General features: G+C 58.8%; 16 protein-coding genes. 6 read left to right on the top strand and 10 right to left on the bottom strand.

Going from position 1 to position 14,080, the window contains the following annotated elements; genetic code table 11:
* Positions 1–20 precede the first annotated feature (20 nt).
* The gene (locus DWU98_RS15785) at positions 21–788 is read right to left on the bottom strand and encodes a hypothetical protein (RefSeq protein WP_115496521.1); all 768 of its coding nucleotides are present in this window, start codon (positions 786–788) and stop codon (positions 21–23) included.
* Positions 789–998: 210 nt separating this feature from the next.
* The gene (locus DWU98_RS15780) at positions 999–2,795 is read right to left on the bottom strand and encodes a peptide-N4-asparagine amidase (protein ID WP_158545080.1); all 1,797 of its coding nucleotides are present in this window, start codon (positions 2,793–2,795) and stop codon (positions 999–1,001) included.
* A gap of 336 nt (positions 2,796–3,131) precedes the next feature.
* Between DWU98_RS15780 and DWU98_RS15775 the strand changes: the two genes are divergently transcribed.
* The gene (locus tag DWU98_RS15775; RefSeq protein ID WP_115496519.1) at positions 3,132–3,794 is read left to right on the top strand and encodes a hypothetical protein; all 663 of its coding nucleotides are present in this window, start codon (positions 3,132–3,134) and stop codon (positions 3,792–3,794) included.
* 182 nt (positions 3,795–3,976) lie between these two features.
* Here DWU98_RS15775 and DWU98_RS21990 read toward each other — a convergent pair whose 3' ends face one another.
* From DWU98_RS21990 to DWU98_RS15760, 4 genes are all read right to left on the bottom strand, one after another.
* Complete coding sequence (locus DWU98_RS21990; RefSeq protein ID WP_158545079.1) at positions 3,977–4,153, bottom strand: hypothetical protein; 177 nt, start codon at positions 4,151–4,153, stop codon at positions 3,977–3,979.
* A gap of 211 nt (positions 4,154–4,364) precedes the next feature.
* Positions 4,365–4,652: an EF-hand domain-containing protein gene (locus DWU98_RS15770; protein WP_115496518.1), complete on the bottom strand. Its 288-nt coding sequence runs from the start codon at positions 4,650–4,652 to the stop codon at positions 4,365–4,367.
* Positions 4,653–4,787: 135 nt separating this feature from the next.
* Positions 4,788–6,119 carry an ATP-binding protein gene (locus tag DWU98_RS15765; protein WP_158545078.1) on the bottom strand — a complete coding sequence of 444 codons (1,332 nt, stop codon included), beginning with the start codon at positions 6,117–6,119 and terminating at the stop codon, positions 4,788–4,790.
* Entirely contained in the window at positions 6,112–6,834 is a 723-nt protein-coding gene (locus DWU98_RS15760) for a response regulator (protein WP_484488897.1), read from the bottom strand. Before DWU98_RS15760 ends, DWU98_RS15765 begins: the two co-directional genes overlap by 8 nt.
* 298 nt (positions 6,835–7,132) lie before the next feature.
* Here DWU98_RS15760 and DWU98_RS15755 point away from each other — a divergent pair, with 298 nt between their 5' ends.
* The 4 genes from DWU98_RS15755 (at position 7,133) to DWU98_RS15745 (ending at position 10,104) form a co-directional block, all read left to right on the top strand.
* A complete protein-coding gene (locus tag DWU98_RS15755) occupies positions 7,133–7,966 on the top strand; it encodes a sterol desaturase family protein (protein WP_115496516.1) in 834 nt (277 codons plus the stop codon).
* A gap of 62 nt (positions 7,967–8,028) precedes the next feature.
* On the top strand, positions 8,029–8,382 hold the full coding sequence (locus tag DWU98_RS21730) for a hypothetical protein (protein WP_147293340.1): 354 nt from the start codon (positions 8,029–8,031) through the stop codon (positions 8,380–8,382).
* An 84-nt stretch (positions 8,383–8,466) separates the two neighbouring features.
* Positions 8,467–9,078 carry a DUF3313 domain-containing protein gene (locus DWU98_RS15750; RefSeq protein WP_158545077.1) on the top strand — a complete coding sequence of 204 codons (612 nt, stop codon included), beginning with the start codon at positions 8,467–8,469 and terminating at the stop codon, positions 9,076–9,078.
* Between the two features lie 465 nt (positions 9,079–9,543).
* Positions 9,544–10,104 carry a hypothetical protein gene (locus DWU98_RS15745; protein WP_115496514.1) on the top strand — a complete coding sequence of 187 codons (561 nt, stop codon included), beginning with the start codon at positions 9,544–9,546 and terminating at the stop codon, positions 10,102–10,104.
* Here the strand turns inward: DWU98_RS15745 and DWU98_RS15740 are convergent, their stop codons facing one another.
* Positions 10,105–10,356, bottom strand: coding sequence for a hypothetical protein (locus DWU98_RS15740; protein ID WP_147293339.1), 252 nt, complete (start codon positions 10,354–10,356; stop codon positions 10,105–10,107).
* A gap of 14 nt (positions 10,357–10,370) precedes the next feature.
* Complete coding sequence (locus DWU98_RS15735) at positions 10,371–10,775, bottom strand: response regulator (RefSeq protein WP_115496512.1); 405 nt, start codon at positions 10,773–10,775, stop codon at positions 10,371–10,373.
* A 141-nt stretch (positions 10,776–10,916) separates the two neighbouring features.
* Between DWU98_RS15735 and DWU98_RS22295 the strand changes: the two genes are divergently transcribed.
* A complete protein-coding gene (locus DWU98_RS22295) occupies positions 10,917–11,144 on the top strand; it encodes a GDCCVxC domain-containing (seleno)protein (RefSeq protein WP_425480234.1) in 228 nt (75 codons plus the stop codon).
* Between the two features lie 117 nt (positions 11,145–11,261).
* Here DWU98_RS22295 and DWU98_RS15725 read toward each other — a convergent pair whose 3' ends face one another.
* Positions 11,262–11,516 carry an XAC0095 family protein gene (locus tag DWU98_RS15725; protein ID WP_115496510.1) on the bottom strand — a complete coding sequence of 85 codons (255 nt, stop codon included), beginning with the start codon at positions 11,514–11,516 and terminating at the stop codon, positions 11,262–11,264.
* Positions 11,517–12,385: 869 nt separating this feature from the next.
* A complete protein-coding gene (locus DWU98_RS15720; protein ID WP_230474873.1) occupies positions 12,386–14,065 on the bottom strand; it encodes a carboxylesterase/lipase family protein in 1,680 nt (559 codons plus the stop codon).
* Positions 14,066–14,080 lie beyond the last annotated feature (15 nt).

Here is a 14,080-nt window from a genome sequence, read left to right as displayed (position 1 = left end):
GCGGCCGTTTGAACTGAAAACTACTCTAACGAGTCATAAGGACGCCCCGCCAATACCTCGGTCGTATATTGCACCGTGTAGGCATTGTCCATCGCGTTTGGGGCCGTATAGGACGCCTGCTCTTTGCCGGGCGCCGCCGCTCGATCGAATTTGGGTGGAGCAGTGCTTGAGAACATGCTCTTGAAGGATTCCCACTTTGACGGCGTATGCGGAGCGACCACCCAGTTGTCGTCCGTATTGGCGTACGCATGCGACGCTTCGTGGACGAGGGTGGCGGCGAGGCTTCCATCGCTTGCGTCAGATAGGTATTCGCTTGAGATATGCATCTGGCCGGTTTTCCGGTTGGTCAGGGCGTTGTAGCCAGGCATCTCTGCCGAGCTACCCACGTTCGATGCTTGCCGGTCGAGCATCGTCTGCATGCCATCCAGGGTGTGGCTCAACTGGTTTTCGAGCATCTTCCGATCGGACGGATTCTCAAGGCTGCCAGGGATGAGTTCAGACACGAGCTCCTTCGTCTCTTTCGAAAAGGGTTTGGACAGGGCAGCAATGGCTTGCTTGACCCACGCAATCCCCGTTTTGAGCGCTGTCACGACGCGACCGCGTTCCGCTGTGGACAACGGTTGAACGGATTCGTCCTTGAAGAACGCATGAAGTGGCGTGCCGTGCTCGATGCTGGCCGGCTGTATCGGTGTCGCTGTCGACGTGTCAGCTAACGACGTGTTGTTGTTTGGAGGATGGGCGATCTGCGTCGTCACGAGCGATGAGGACGAGAGTGTGCGCGTGTCCATGAGGTCTGCCTAGGTATGTGGAAGACCCAACAGTAGCGGACAGCACGGACAGGTCAGGTGGTATTCGTTTGTGGATATTCAGCACGTCGAGCGCATCTTCGACGCCAGGTTTGCCTGGTCCAGATCGCGTGGGCATGGCGGAGTGCACGTTTCATCCGGTGAGCGTGCACGCCGCTTTCTTTTTGAATCCAAATACGCGCAGCGTTCGGGTCAAAGCTGCGAATGGCCGTCCAAATGGTTGGCCTGATTCGGGCAACCGTGGCCCGACTCGACGGCGACGACAGCCTGGTCGCGTGTTTCCACCTGCTGCGCGTAGCAACTGCCAAGCGAATCGCTGAAGCGGTACGACTGTTGACCGTGTTGTCCGCGCGAACCGGTGATGCCCGTGCCGCCGGCGTTGAAGTCGGTATTGCTGTGGCTGACGAGATGGTTGTCGAGCGTGGACCAGAAGCTTACGTGGCCGTTCTCCGTGCGCTGGCGTTTGCTCAGGTAGCCCTGCTGCAGGGTGATGTCCGCGGTGAAGTCGCCGTTTGCGTGAACCTGTTTGCGGATGTCGATGAGCAGCGGGTATTCGAGGTGATGCGTGTGCTGGGTGGTACCGGCATCGGTGGTGGTGCGTACGTCGTCGGTCACTTGCGTGTGCATGGCAATGCGCTGGCTGTAGGTATCTTTCGACGGATGATCGAAGCTTTGGCGGTTATCAAAATCCGCGTGTTGTTCGACGCGGGTGACGATTTTTCCGTGCGAGGTTTGCAGTTCGCCGGTGATGATGTAATGGCTTTTTTGCAGCGTATCGACTTCGCCCTGCAACGTGCCGCCGGTACCGTGTTTGAAGTGGCGCTGCACCTGTGGTGGCGGGTCAGTCTGCTGCGTGGCAAGCGTGTTTTGGGTGAGCTTGCCAGTGAGCACGTCGCGTTGTTGGTCGCGCCAAACGAGCAGGTTGGCGGCGAGGCTGAAGAAGTCGTGTGCATCCAGCACACGCACCGCCACAGTGTGTGGCTTGCCATCGTCCAGCAGCGCGGCAAAGGGCGTAAGGTTCACGCGATACGGCGTGAAGTTGAGCGTCTGGATGTCCGTGGTGGGCCGCCATAGATTGGGGTCCACGCCACCGGTGTAGGTCCACGGATAAACCGGCGCGTGGCCTGCCGGCTGGCCGTCGATGCTTACGGCCACCTCGCGGAAGTTACCGCCGGGGCACTGTTCCAGTGGATCGCCCGCATTTGGTGGTCCGAGCGAAAATTCGCGCGTGGGTTGCATGTCGGCATCGTCGATGCACATGTACCATTGCTCGTCCACGGCTTGGCTTTGCGCAATCAAATCCAGCGCCACGCGCTCGACATTGCGCGGCAGGGTGAGCGTGCGCGAGAGCGTTTCATTCCCGTTCTGCACGTCTACTGGATGCCCGTTGTTGTCACCGACCAGACCGATGGCCAGATCGGCAGGCAACGCAGCGTTGCTGTCCGCTGTGGCCGGATAAAACACCAATTGCGCACTGCCGTGGATCACGCCGGCACGGGTGGCATCAATCCAGTTGTTGAGGATGGTCTGGCCGTGTCCGCCGTCATGAAACAAGCCGGCGTAATCGGTCACGTCGCGCTCGACGTGCCAGTGCGGGCTGACCTTGGCACTGGGTTCCTGCGTAGTGCCGTAGAAAAGATTCACACCCTTGAGCCATAGACTGACCGTGCGGTCGTATTGCCGCCCGGCGGTCACCGAGAAATCCGCTTCCAGCACCACTTTCGACCACGGCCCGGCGCATTGCGCAGGTGGCGTGTAGGTCCACTCGCGGGGTTTCGCCGCGCGCGAGGTGGCATCGCCATGATCGTCGAACGCGACATCGGAATACAGCGTGGCAATGCAAGCTGTACCGGCAGGGCGCGGTATCGGCGCATCGGCAATGGCAACGCCGCGGCCGCCCACGGCAGGCGATGTCTGCGCGGCGATGAGCGCACTGGGCAGCGCGAGTGCAAGGGTAAGGGTAAAGCCTGGGCGAACCAGATGGTGCATGTCGATCATCCTGCGATGGCTTGGAACGGTAGCCGCAAGCATGCACTGGATGGGGTCTTCTGGCGAGCGGAAGAGCAGCACATAGGCTGAGGTTTCGCCCGTTTTTACTCGTTATTCTGGCGCAGGCCGGAATGACGAGCAAAGGCGACAAGTTCTCCCGTACGCGCAACGCTTCGCGGTAACACGTTCTTACATTTGCCCTCGTTTCCTACATAACTCATTTAAATCCGCCATCCAGAATCGCTCCTCGTCGGGACCTGTCATGTCGACGTCCCTTTTTTGGCAGGAGAATATGAGATGCGAGTATTACCAACCTTGAAATTGTTAGCAGGGGCCGTGTTGGTCGCTGCCCTGGCCGTGGCCACCAGCGCACCGGCACAAACGCGCTTCCACGGCGCGGGTGGTTATGGTCCGCGCGGCAGTGCGGGCGGCGGTGGCTACACGACTTGGTCAGGCAATGCCACGACCCATCAAGGCCGCCATTGGGCAAATGGTGTGAATGGTGGCAGTTACAGCGGCCACAACAGCTATAGCAGCAACCCCAATGGTTCGGCCCAAGCCAATTTTTCCAATTCCGGCCATACTTCCTCCGGCGGTAATTTTTCGAGCAATGGCGCGTATTCGCGTGGCACCAACGGCACCTGGTCCGGCAGTAGCCAGTCCAGCGGCAGCGGGCAGCGTGGTAGCTATGAAACCTCCACCAGCACGTCCAACGGCGTGACCACGCACACCGCCACGGCGACCAATGCAGACGGGCAGACGTACAGCCATAGCGGCACGTATACGCAAGGCCAGGGTTACAGTCGCAACGGCAGTGGGCCGAACGGCAGCTACAACACCGCGGTGAGCAGCAACAATGGTGCGACGACGCGTAACACCAGCGCGACCAATGCCAGTGGCGGATCCTACAATGGCAGCACTGTTTCCACGCCAGGGCAAGGCATCACGCACACCGCGAGCTGCACCAACGCCAGCGGTTCAGCGGTCAGCTGCAACTGAGGAAAAGCGAGGAGGCCCCGGTCCGCCAATAGCGTGGACCGGGGCTTTGCTGTGTAACCGGTATTGTCATTGGCGAATCGCTTGATCGAGCAGCGCATCAGTCGCTATCGCGGTGACATGTTATTGATGAGGTCGTCCGGATTACCAAAGGCTGATTTGATGCCGAGGAGTCCTTACGTTTCTCAAGGTGTCATTCCCTGCATCACCGTTGTACAGGCGAATGCCGGGGTGACGGTGAAGAACCAGCGCACGCTCAGGCGGTCGTTAACGACATGCTTTTTGAAATCCCTCCCGTTACAGGGCGTAGCAGCTCGGAAAACGCCGAGATAGTGGATGCCTTGCAGGCTTAACTCATCCATTGAAACCCCGTCATCGAGTGTGCCGTTACGCAAAAGCGCCAGATAATCCTGCGGCTGTTTTTCGCATGCAGACTTTTATCTCGCTGCACAAAAAAACACCCGCATCGTGTGCGGGTGGTTATAAAAGGGGGCAAGACGGCACCGGGTGCGGGGGAGGGGAGGTGTTGATGCCGTCTTGCCAAAAAGCGTGCACTAACCGTCGTGCATGAGCTCAGCCGCCGGCGCGGCTGGCCATAAAAAGCTTGATCTGATCGAGCGTGATGTAACCCTGATGATTCGTGTCGATATCGGCAAAATGCTGCGCTACGCGCGGCATGCCTGCTTGCGCCTCGGCCAGGGTCAGTTTGCCGTCGTGATTGGTATCGGCGGCAGCGAACCGCTGCTCCAGCATCCGCATCATCTGCTGCGCGCGCGGAGAATCGGGGGACGTTTGCGGCGCGGCCGTCGCGATGACGGGCAGCAGCAGCGCAACCAGGAAAACGGAATGGATCTTGCGCATAAATAAGTACCTATAAAGTGGGGAAAGCGACCGCGAATGGGGCCGCGCCGGCGAGGAAGCTCGGCCGACGAAAGACATGCTACGCATGAGATGTTGGGTGAATATTGCCCGCGCGGGCGAAAATGTTTCAGGTTGTTACAGCGCTGCGGAGGAGGTGGCAGCCGTCGATGCGACGGGTGAAAACACCACCCGAGCCTCCATGCCCCTGGGTTGGCGGCGACGCAACTGCAGCCGGGCTCCGTGCAGGCGCGCAACGCGATCGACAATGGCCAGCCCGAGCCCCGAACCGCTGGTGTTGGAGCGCCCGATGTCGCCTCGCGTGAACGGCTGAAGCAAGCGTGTTTCATCGCCTTCCACCAGGCCGGGACCCGCGTCGAGCACGGCCAGCACCAGGCTGTCGCGCTCCATATAGGTGTGTACTTCCAGGCCGACCCCGGCGTACTTCACTGCGTTTTCCATCAGATTCTGCACCAGGCGCATCATGGCGACCGGCCGCAATGGCCATGCCGGCAGCGGTTCGAGCTTCAATGCGAAAACATGGCCTCGTTTGGCAAACCCGGCGGCCAACTCTTCGACCAGTACATTCAAATCGTCCTCGACGATGCGCTCATCGCTACCCACGCGACCGAAGTCGATGAATTGACCGATGATGGCATCGATCTGGTCGATGTACTGGCCCACGGGCAGTTCGCTGGCGTGCTTGTCCATCGCCAAGGTGAGCCGCAGCTTGGCCAGCGGCGAGCGGATGTCGTGCGAGATGCCGGCGAGCATGACGGTGCGGCTCGACTCCATCTCTTCCAGGTTATCCAGCATGGCATTGAACTGTTTCGCCAATACGGCCAGTTCGCTTGCACCATAGATAGGCAAGCGTGCAGGTCGCCCGCCGGCGCCGACATTCTGTGCAGCATCGGCGATGTCGCGCAGTGGACGATTGATGCGCCGCTGAATCAACAGCGCGCCAAGCGCGGCCGACAGCGCCAGAGAAAACCACAAGGCCAGCGCGGAAGTCAGCCAGCGATAAGGAACCAACGCGTTGATAGGAAACCGTATCCAGTAACGCTCACCACTGATGTTCAGGTGTACCCAGATACTCAAGCGCGGAACGCTGGTCATGCGCAGGGTGATGCCCTTGGACAAGTTTCGCCGCACTTCGCGAATGAACAGCTTCGCCAGCGGAGTGCGGTATGCAAAATCTTCCGGTGGCGGTTCGGCAAGCTGGGCGCTGAGCACGCCGAGGCGGTTCAGGCGCGCCACGTAGGCGTCACGATCCGTCGCGTGCACCTGCGATAGCGCAGCATCGAGCATGTTCACCTGGGTGGCGACCAACTGCGCCACCTCCATCACGCGAGGGCGCTGCAGCAATACATAAAGGACGATCGTGGACATCTGCGCGATCGCAATAAGCCCCAACAGCAGCAGCAGGTTGCGGCCGAACAGCGAACGCGGCCACCAGCGCAACTTACGCATTGCCGCCGTCCGGCGTGAACATATAGCCGACGCCCCACACTGTGCGTATATAACGCGGCGCGGCGGGATCGTCTTCGATCTTGCGGCGCAGACGCGAGATCTGCACATCCAGCGCGCGGTCCATCGCCTCGTAATCTTTCCCCTTGACCTTGTCCTGCAGGTGATCACGGCTCATCGGCCGGCGCGGATTGGCGGCAAACACACGCAGCAATTGGAATTCCATATTGGTGAGCGGAATCGATTGGCCATCACGTTGCAGCTCCATGCGTGAAATGTTGAGTGTGAACGGGCCGAATTGGGTGACTTCGTCGTTACCCCAAACTTCCGTGCTGTGCAGCATCTGCTGGCGTCGCCGCATTGCATTCAACCGGGCGACCAGCTCGCGTGGTTCGGACGTCTTGGGCAGGTAATCGTCCGCGCCCATTTCCAGGCCGATAATGCGATCGACCGAATCGCCGCGCGCGGTCAGCATAAGAATGGGAATGGTCTGCCCGCTCGCGCGCAAGCGGCGACAGATCGAAAGCCCGTCCTCGCCCGGCATCATCAAATCCAGCACCAGAGCGTCGAACGGTTCGCGCTGCAATAGACGATCAAGCTGCTCGGCGCTATCGATGGCCTGCACCTGGAAGCCGTTATCGGTCAGGTAGCGGCGCAGCATGCTGCGTAATTCAGCATCATCGTCCAGCACGATGACGCGCGGGGGGCGCTCGTTCACGGACATGGCTCCTCGCCAGTGGTACGGCGCGGCCATTATGCACCCGCGTGCCGCGGCCCAGGCTGCGAGCGTGCGCGTGAATACGATCGTCATGCCGGGGGGTGCCGCCATCGACCTGGCTACCGTCTTCGCCGTCGCATGGGCGCCTATTTTCCACGTAAAAACAAATACCTGTGTGCTGTAACAGGTTGTTACAAAGTCGACGCGGGCAGACATCGCCAGGTTACGAGTCGGGACCAAGCTTTCGACCCAAGCGCAGGATCTCCAGCGCACCATCATCCCCACTCAGAGTTTCGTCATGCAGCCCATCCTTCATCATTTCCGAACGGTCCATATACCCGGGTTTCTGCCACTTGCCTTGATCACCGTGGTGGTCGAAATGCTGTGGCGTCTATTCGTGATCGGCAAGGGTTACAACTTTCGTAGCTCGGGAAGCACGTTGCTCATTGCCATGGGCCACACACTGACCGATGCCCTGACCGCGCTGATTCTCGCCCCCGTGTTTGCGCTGGCCTGGCATTTCGCGCCGTGGCATTTCTCGATGCACGACTGGCGAGTGTGGGTCATCGGCTTCTTCGTCGTGGAATTCGCCTATTACTGGTACCACCGCCTGAGCCATGAAGTGCGCTGGCTATGGGCCAGTCATGCCGTGCATCACACGCCCGAAGAGATGACGTTGCTCTCGGCCGTTCGCCTGGGATGGACGAACCTGATCTCCGCCGGTTGGCTGGTGTATTTGCCGGTGATGATGCTGGGCTTCGATCCGCGCATGGTCATCATCCTGCTGGCGCTGGATCTTCGCTTCCAGTTCTTCCTGCACACCGAGGCGCGAATCAACTTAGGTCCGCTCGAATGGATTCTCAATACGCCTGCGCATCACCGCGTTCATCACGCGTCCAATGCGCCTTACATCGACAAGAACTATGGCGGCGCGTTGATTATTTTCGATCGGATGTTCGGCACCTTCGCCGCCGAACGCAAAGACGAACCCTTGCGCTATGGCCTTGACCACCCGCTTGGCACGAACAACCCGCTTGGGCTGCTGTTCGGCGAATGGCGTCGCCTGCTGATCGACCTGCGACGTGCACCTAACTGGTACGCGGCCGCACGCATCGCGCTAGGCCGTCCGTAAGCCTGCTTATCCATCGCGGTGTTACCGCGCGATTTTTCCCCTACCTACGAGAACTCCTCATCATGAACAAGACACCTTACGTATTGGCAATGTTATTGGCCGTTGGAATCGGCACCTGTTTTTCTTCCGCTCACGCCGCCGCTGTCGTAGTTACCCATTCGGCCGCACCGAGCTACAGCGTCACCACGGTGCGTACCACCGGGCCTTATGTCATCTACCCCGCATCCTGTTGCTACACCAGTGTGGTGGTGCGAAGCGTCCCTTCGACGGCAACCGTTAAAGTGATCGCCCCACCGCCGCCGCCGACGGTACGAGTGGTGTATGCAACACCCGTGGTCACCACCTATCCCACGACGAGGGTGGTCTATGCGCCCGCTACCGTCTATATGCCCGCCACGTATTACTACGTGCATTAAGCAGGGATGGAATCGTCAATGATTACGTCAATGATGAAAAGAAATGTGCTGCGGTGCGTGTTTCCTGTGCTTTGCATGATTGGCATGGCTGGCTGTGTGGGCACCACGCCGGTTCACTATCAAAGCCTGGATTCCACCGCACAGCTGGCCCCGAACATGCATAGCCAAGACAAACACGTCCCGCTCTATTACTCGGCGCCGGATGCGCAGTTGGCCAGGTATACGCAAGTCATGCTCGATACGGTAACGGTGTACAACGGCGACGATCAGCAGTTCGGCACGTTGAGCGCCACCGAGCGCCAGCAGCTTGCCGATTACATGCAGACGCAATTCGGTCAAACACTCGGTCAGAGGTATGTGCTGACATCGATGGCCGGTCCTGCCACCCTAAGGATCCATCTCACCTTGACCGGCGCTTCAACCAGCGTGCCGGTGCTGAGCACGGTCAAGCAAATCCTGCCGGTGGGTGCGGTACTGGGCACGTTGAAGAGCGCCGCCGATAAACCTTCCAAGTCGCTCGGATCCGTAACGTATGCGGTGGAAATCTATGACAGTCAAAGCAACCGATTGCTGCGGGCGTTTGTCGCAAAGCAATACCCGGCGGCAGAAAATATCCCCGCCAGCCTGGGCAGCTTGAGCGCCGCGGAAACGGGCATCAAAAAGGGTGCCGAGGCATTGTTGACGCAGCTTGAGTAAAGGCGGGAGATCGTCGGCGGATGGGTTATGGAATGTATCGATTCCGCCATCGCTAAAAGAAAATCAATGGTTTTTTGCAGCAACCGTTGCCGTTACCAGTTGTACTGCTTGTTCGTGCTCAATCCGGCAACGGATGGCCCATAGCTCATGTGTCTGTCAAACGCGAAACCGGAAATGTCCATGTCCGCCTGCGACTTCCACGAGTGAAGGTGTCTCTGTTTTGGTTTTTTATGTTTTTTTACTGTCTCAGATCGCCACCGCATATCGCAGTTTTTGCGAGTCGAAAATTTGTCTTTGATAGAATATGAATTCCCCAAGGCGCCGTTTGTTTTTGCGAAATAGAAAAACAAACACCCCATTGCACGGCGAAATATGAGTAAATCCTCATTTACTTGACAGTCCCGATTTTTAAGGAGTAAACAGGCAACGCACCATTCCCCAATTCATTTGCCAGGAGTTAAGGACATGTACCGCGCAAATGTAGTTTTGTTGAGCATGGCTGTATCTCTGCTGCTTGGAACCAATGCTGCCGCGGACGGCGCTTCATTGGGACATCCTTCCGGCACGCCGCAGTCGATGGAAAGCAGCACGGCCGCCCCAAATCAGTCCGATATGACCATGAATGTGCCTTTGGTGGTTTTGGTGGATACCAGAGGGCAAGTGCGTGATATCCAGCATTGGCAGCGGTTGCCACCTGCCGTCAATAACCTGCTTTGGCAAAGCGTCAAGAGTTGGACCAAATCACCCGCCGTGGTCAACGGAAAGCCTGAAGCCGCGCAGGTTTTCATGAATGTCACCCTTCATACGAAAACGCAGGCTGACGGCCACGCAAACGTCTATTTCACGCTGGCTTCCGAAGGACCGGTCTTGCGTGGCTATTGGCGACTGACGGGCAATAACCTAGTGGGTCACTGCGCGCTTGGCACGTCCGATCCGAGCGCGGGCACGGGCGGAAAAGTACAACCGTGTGCGTTCCAACTCACGGCAGGAGTCATGCCTGCGGAGTCTTCGCCTGAAGGCAAGTAATTACGACAACCGTGCGGTCCGCGCCACCCGCCCGAGCCGCAACCAGCCAAGGCCATTGAGGTTCGCGAAAGAGCGGGCCTCAGGCCAGCCGATCTCGACGAGATGGTAGGGCCGCATCGAGTTCACTGCGCGCAAAGTAGTCGAGCATTGAATCCCGCGCGAGAACGCCATGGCGATGATCGAGATCAACAAGGCAGGGCTTTCTCGACGGCTGCCGTCGCAGCGGCGCATGTTGGCACCGTCAACCGACATGGCTGCCTCTGCCACTACTCCTTTTCAGCGTGCCCCTTTTGCTTGGCGTTCGAGCTGATCAGCTCGGCGATGCAAGCGAATAACTCTTTGTAGTGCACTGGTTTGCTTAAGCGCGGAAGGTCTGCGAAGCGCTCGGGGAAGGTCTCGCTCCCATAGCCCGTAACGAAGATCGCTGGAATCCCTTCATCAACCAGGCGATCGGCCAGTGGAAATACGCGTTCGTTGTTCAGATGCACATCCAGTAGCGCCGCATCGATCCGTTCCTCGTTATCCAGCGCGCGGGTGGCACTGGAGATACTGGGGTAGGGACCTGCCACCTGCATACCTTCCTCTTCGAGTGCCGCTCGCAGGGCATCGGCCACCAAGTAGTCGTCTTCCACCAGGAGGACAACTTTACCTGTGAGCTTCTTTGTAGCCATGCTTACCTCTACAGTTCGCAGCGGGCGCACTACATTGCCGACAACAGGCGTGACGGCGATGTAATAACCTTGTGAGTTAATGGGCTGTGCGGGCCTGATGAACGTGCAGTCTTACCCTCTGTTCCGATTTGTATTGCATGTATGAAGGGAGCGGCGATGGACCTGGTATTGAACAGCGTGCTGACCTGTCCGGAATGCGGGCATCAGGCGGCCGAAACCATGCCGACCAATGCGTGTCAGTTCTTCTACGAATGTTTGGCATGCCATACCTTGCTTCGACCCAAGCCGGGCGATTGCTGTGTGTTTTGTTCCTATGGCAGCGTTCCGTGTCCGCCGGTCCAGCAGCAGCGGTCCTGCTGCGGTGGATAGCTAAGCCAGAGCGCTCCTTCTGTATTCACCATAGCGCGAAGTAGCCCCATTCGTTGATGTGGGTGAGACGGTGAATAACGAGCTTGGGATAGCTCCGTGAGCGCAATTCGGTTCGGGTTACTTCGATCCCTGCGTGTCAGCGCGTTCCAACGCAAACAAAGCAAGGTTGAGCTGAAAGCTGAGATTGCCAAGCATTTCGCCGAGCAGTGCGCGGCGGATGTAGAGCATGGCGTGGGGGTCGTTCAAGGACGTGCTACTGCCGGCGAGTTGGGCCATCAGCAAGAGTTTGTCGCGGATGTCGCACAGTTCGAGGTAGTGGTCATGGGATAGCAGGTGGTTGCCTTCGTAGAAAAGGTCGCGAGGGGTGTTCATGGGGCACTCCATGTCGTTAAGTCACGCCACGTATTGCACGTGGCGTGAGGGGCTTGCAGGAAAAACCCTGCATGTAAAAGCGGAAGGATCCGATTCCGTTTCTACGAAAGCCCTGAGTGGCCCGACACCACGCAGCATGCGTGGCGGTGAAGCGTTAGTAAAAATCGGCGTGGCGGGGGCACGCGGGTGCGTGCTTGCCGTATGATCGGGAGAACCATGGTCAACTCTCTATTCAGTTGGTTGTGGCCAGCGGATCGTCTGAGCTGTAACTCCGGCGATCCGCGCTTCACTCATGTCGGGTGTGCCGTGTTCATCAAAGACGGATGGGCACACCCGACGACAGGACCATCGCACAAATCGCGCCGCTGATCTGTCAGGGGACGCGGATTCTGCGTTGCCGATAAGGCTGACGAGCGTGGTCACCCACCCAACGCATCGCGCTATCAAAGATGCGCGTTCGGTTTGAACGCTTGCATAAACTCATAACGCGCCGCGTTGTTCTCGACGAGCGTGTGCGTATCCACCGATCGCATGGCGCAATAAGCCGCCATCCTCGCCGAATCAGCGACGTCTTCTCGTGCTGCTTTACGCGGGATCTGTATGGCAACCATTCGTCGTCCAAACTTCACACTGATACAAGATTTCTCCTATCGAAAGCATGCATAAAGATATAAGTAGTGAATTTATTATCTATTGCAAATATACATACGGCATTGTTGATGACGATAAAAAATCCATGGATGCTTGTAGAAAGCGTGCCATAGACGATGTTGAGTCGCTGTCGTCGGGAACTGAATGTACACAGCTGGGTCTGGGGCGGTGGCGCGTGATCACTGCCTCATTACTCTGCAGGAAGACGCGCCGCGCTATCAAAGGTGCGCATCAGGTTTAATCTTTTGCAGAAATTCATAACGCGCCGCGTTGTGATCGACGCGCGTGTGCGTGTCCGCGCCGATCACCTGACGCAATAAACCGCCATCCTTGCTTTCGGCCGCGGGCCACTGCGGTAGGTTTGCACCGTTCGGGTTGCCGGTCTTGATGAAGTGTTCCCAGTAGCCTTCCATCACGGAGGAGACGCGGTAGTCGGCGTCGGTCCACGCATAGACGTGGTTGCCGGGCAAGTTGCCCAGCGCAAATTCGATGTCGCTGCTGTGCACGGCGCCGGCATCCGGGCCGGCGCTGCCGTCGCGTTTGGCGGGGCGGGCCTGGATGAAATAGTAGTAATACACCGGCGCGTGGCCGGTCTGGCGATGCAGGTTCATCCAGCGCCAGGTGGAGAAGGCGATGAAGTGATCGCTGGCTAAGGCGGTGGCGGATGCCTTGATGTCGGCTTCGTTCGTGCCGGGGTAGCGTTTCAGCGCTTCGCTTGCATGCGCGCCAAAGCGTTGTTGCAAGGCGGCGCGATAGTTGGCGGGCGTGGCTGCTTTGTCGCCGAGGATATCGGTATAACCGGCCTCCCACGAATTGGAGCCGACCAGTAGCGGAATATGTGCTTGCTTGCCGGCTTTATAGATGGCTTCGGGTGATTGCGGCAGGAAATAGCCGTCGATGGTGGGGCGGGAAACATGCACGCCGTTTTCGCCGCTGGCTTTGAGCAGTGTGTTCGCGTCCATCGCACGCAACTGCTGCAGCGAGTGCGCACCGGCGTGTTGCTCAAATACCTCTCCGTTATGTTCCGCTTCGGCCAGCGGTTTTGGCTTGAGATTGCCGAGCATGCCGCCGCTTTCGCCAATCGCACGCTGCATCAAATCTTTGGACAAGGGCGACGCCATGAGTGCAGACACCGACATGGAGCCGGCCGATTCGCCGCCGATGGTGACCTGGCCCGGATCGCCGCCGAATGCAGCGATGTTGCGCTGGACCCAACGCAATGCGGCGGTCTGGTCGAGCAGGCCGTAATTGCCGGTGGCGTGGTGGGGCGATTCGGCGGCAAGGGCGGGCAACGCCAGGAAGCCGAACACATCCAGCCGGTAGTTCACCGTAACCGTCACGATGCCGCGTTGCGCGAGGCTGGCGCCGTCATAGCGCAGCTCGGAACCGTCGCCACCGTTAAAACCGCCGCCGTAGAAATACACCAGCACTGGCAGCTTTTCGTTGGCGCTGTGCGCGGGCGTCCACACGTTGAGGTACAGGCAGTCCTCACTCATACCGTCGGAACGAAACACCATGTCGCTATAAAGACCGCGCTGCATGCAACGCGGGCCGAAATGATCGGCCTTGCGCACGGCGGTCCAGTGTGCGACGGATTGCGGCGGTTTCCAGCGCAGCGGACCGAGCGGTGGCGTGGCGTAGGGAATACCCTGGAATTCGTTGAGGCCGGTGGTGGCATCGTGAATACCCGAGAGGTGGCCGGCATCGACGGTTGCGACGGGAGCGGTGTTGTCGGCAAGTGCGGGTGCAGTAGCGAGCGTGGCGGCCAACGCAAGAAGGAGACTGCGCGGCCGGGTTAAAGCTGTAAGCATGATGATCACCATGTGGGCGGTGAGACGGCGCTGGCCATGCGTACGATCAGCGGCCAGCGGAATAACGTGTTCGATCCTGATGCGCATCCCCATGATGCGCCG

Source organism: Dyella monticola, assembly GCF_003363155.1.
Taxonomy (GTDB): domain Bacteria; phylum Pseudomonadota; class Gammaproteobacteria; order Xanthomonadales; family Rhodanobacteraceae; genus Dyella_B; species Dyella_B monticola.
Note: the sequence above shows the minus strand (reverse complement) of the source record. Positions and strands in the feature narration are given on the sequence as shown.

Coding starts and splice junctions, on each gene's coding strand:
- DWU98_RS15785 (WP_115496521.1), bottom strand. CDS start 788: ATGGACACGCGCACACTCTCGTCCTCATCGCTCGTGACGACGCAGATC.
- DWU98_RS15780 (WP_158545080.1), bottom strand. CDS start 2,795: ATGCACCATCTGGTTCGCCCAGGCTTTACCCTTACCCTTGCACTCGCG.
- DWU98_RS21990 (WP_158545079.1), bottom strand. CDS start 4,153: ATGGATGAGTTAAGCCTGCAAGGCATCCACTATCTCGGCGTTTTCCGA.
- DWU98_RS15770 (WP_115496518.1), bottom strand. CDS start 4,652: ATGCGCAAGATCCATTCCGTTTTCCTGGTTGCGCTGCTGCTGCCCGTC.
- DWU98_RS15765 (WP_158545078.1), bottom strand. CDS start 6,119: ATGCGTAAGTTGCGCTGGTGGCCGCGTTCGCTGTTCGGCCGCAACCTG.
- DWU98_RS15755 (WP_115496516.1), top strand. CDS start 7,133: ATGCAGCCCATCCTTCATCATTTCCGAACGGTCCATATACCCGGGTTT.
- DWU98_RS21730 (WP_147293340.1), top strand. CDS start 8,029: ATGAACAAGACACCTTACGTATTGGCAATGTTATTGGCCGTTGGAATC.
- DWU98_RS15750 (WP_158545077.1), top strand. CDS start 8,467: ATGGCTGGCTGTGTGGGCACCACGCCGGTTCACTATCAAAGCCTGGAT.
- DWU98_RS15745 (WP_115496514.1), top strand. CDS start 9,544: ATGTACCGCGCAAATGTAGTTTTGTTGAGCATGGCTGTATCTCTGCTG.
- DWU98_RS15740 (WP_147293339.1), bottom strand. CDS start 10,356: ATGTCGGTTGACGGTGCCAACATGCGCCGCTGCGACGGCAGCCGTCGA.
- DWU98_RS15735 (WP_115496512.1), bottom strand. CDS start 10,775: ATGGCTACAAAGAAGCTCACAGGTAAAGTTGTCCTCCTGGTGGAAGAC.
- DWU98_RS22295 (WP_425480234.1), top strand. CDS start 10,917: ATGAAGGGAGCGGCGATGGACCTGGTATTGAACAGCGTGCTGACCTGT.
- DWU98_RS15725 (WP_115496510.1), bottom strand. CDS start 11,516: ATGAACACCCCTCGCGACCTTTTCTACGAAGGCAACCACCTGCTATCC.
- DWU98_RS15720 (WP_230474873.1), bottom strand. CDS start 14,065: ATGCGCATCAGGATCGAACACGTTATTCCGCTGGCCGCTGATCGTACG.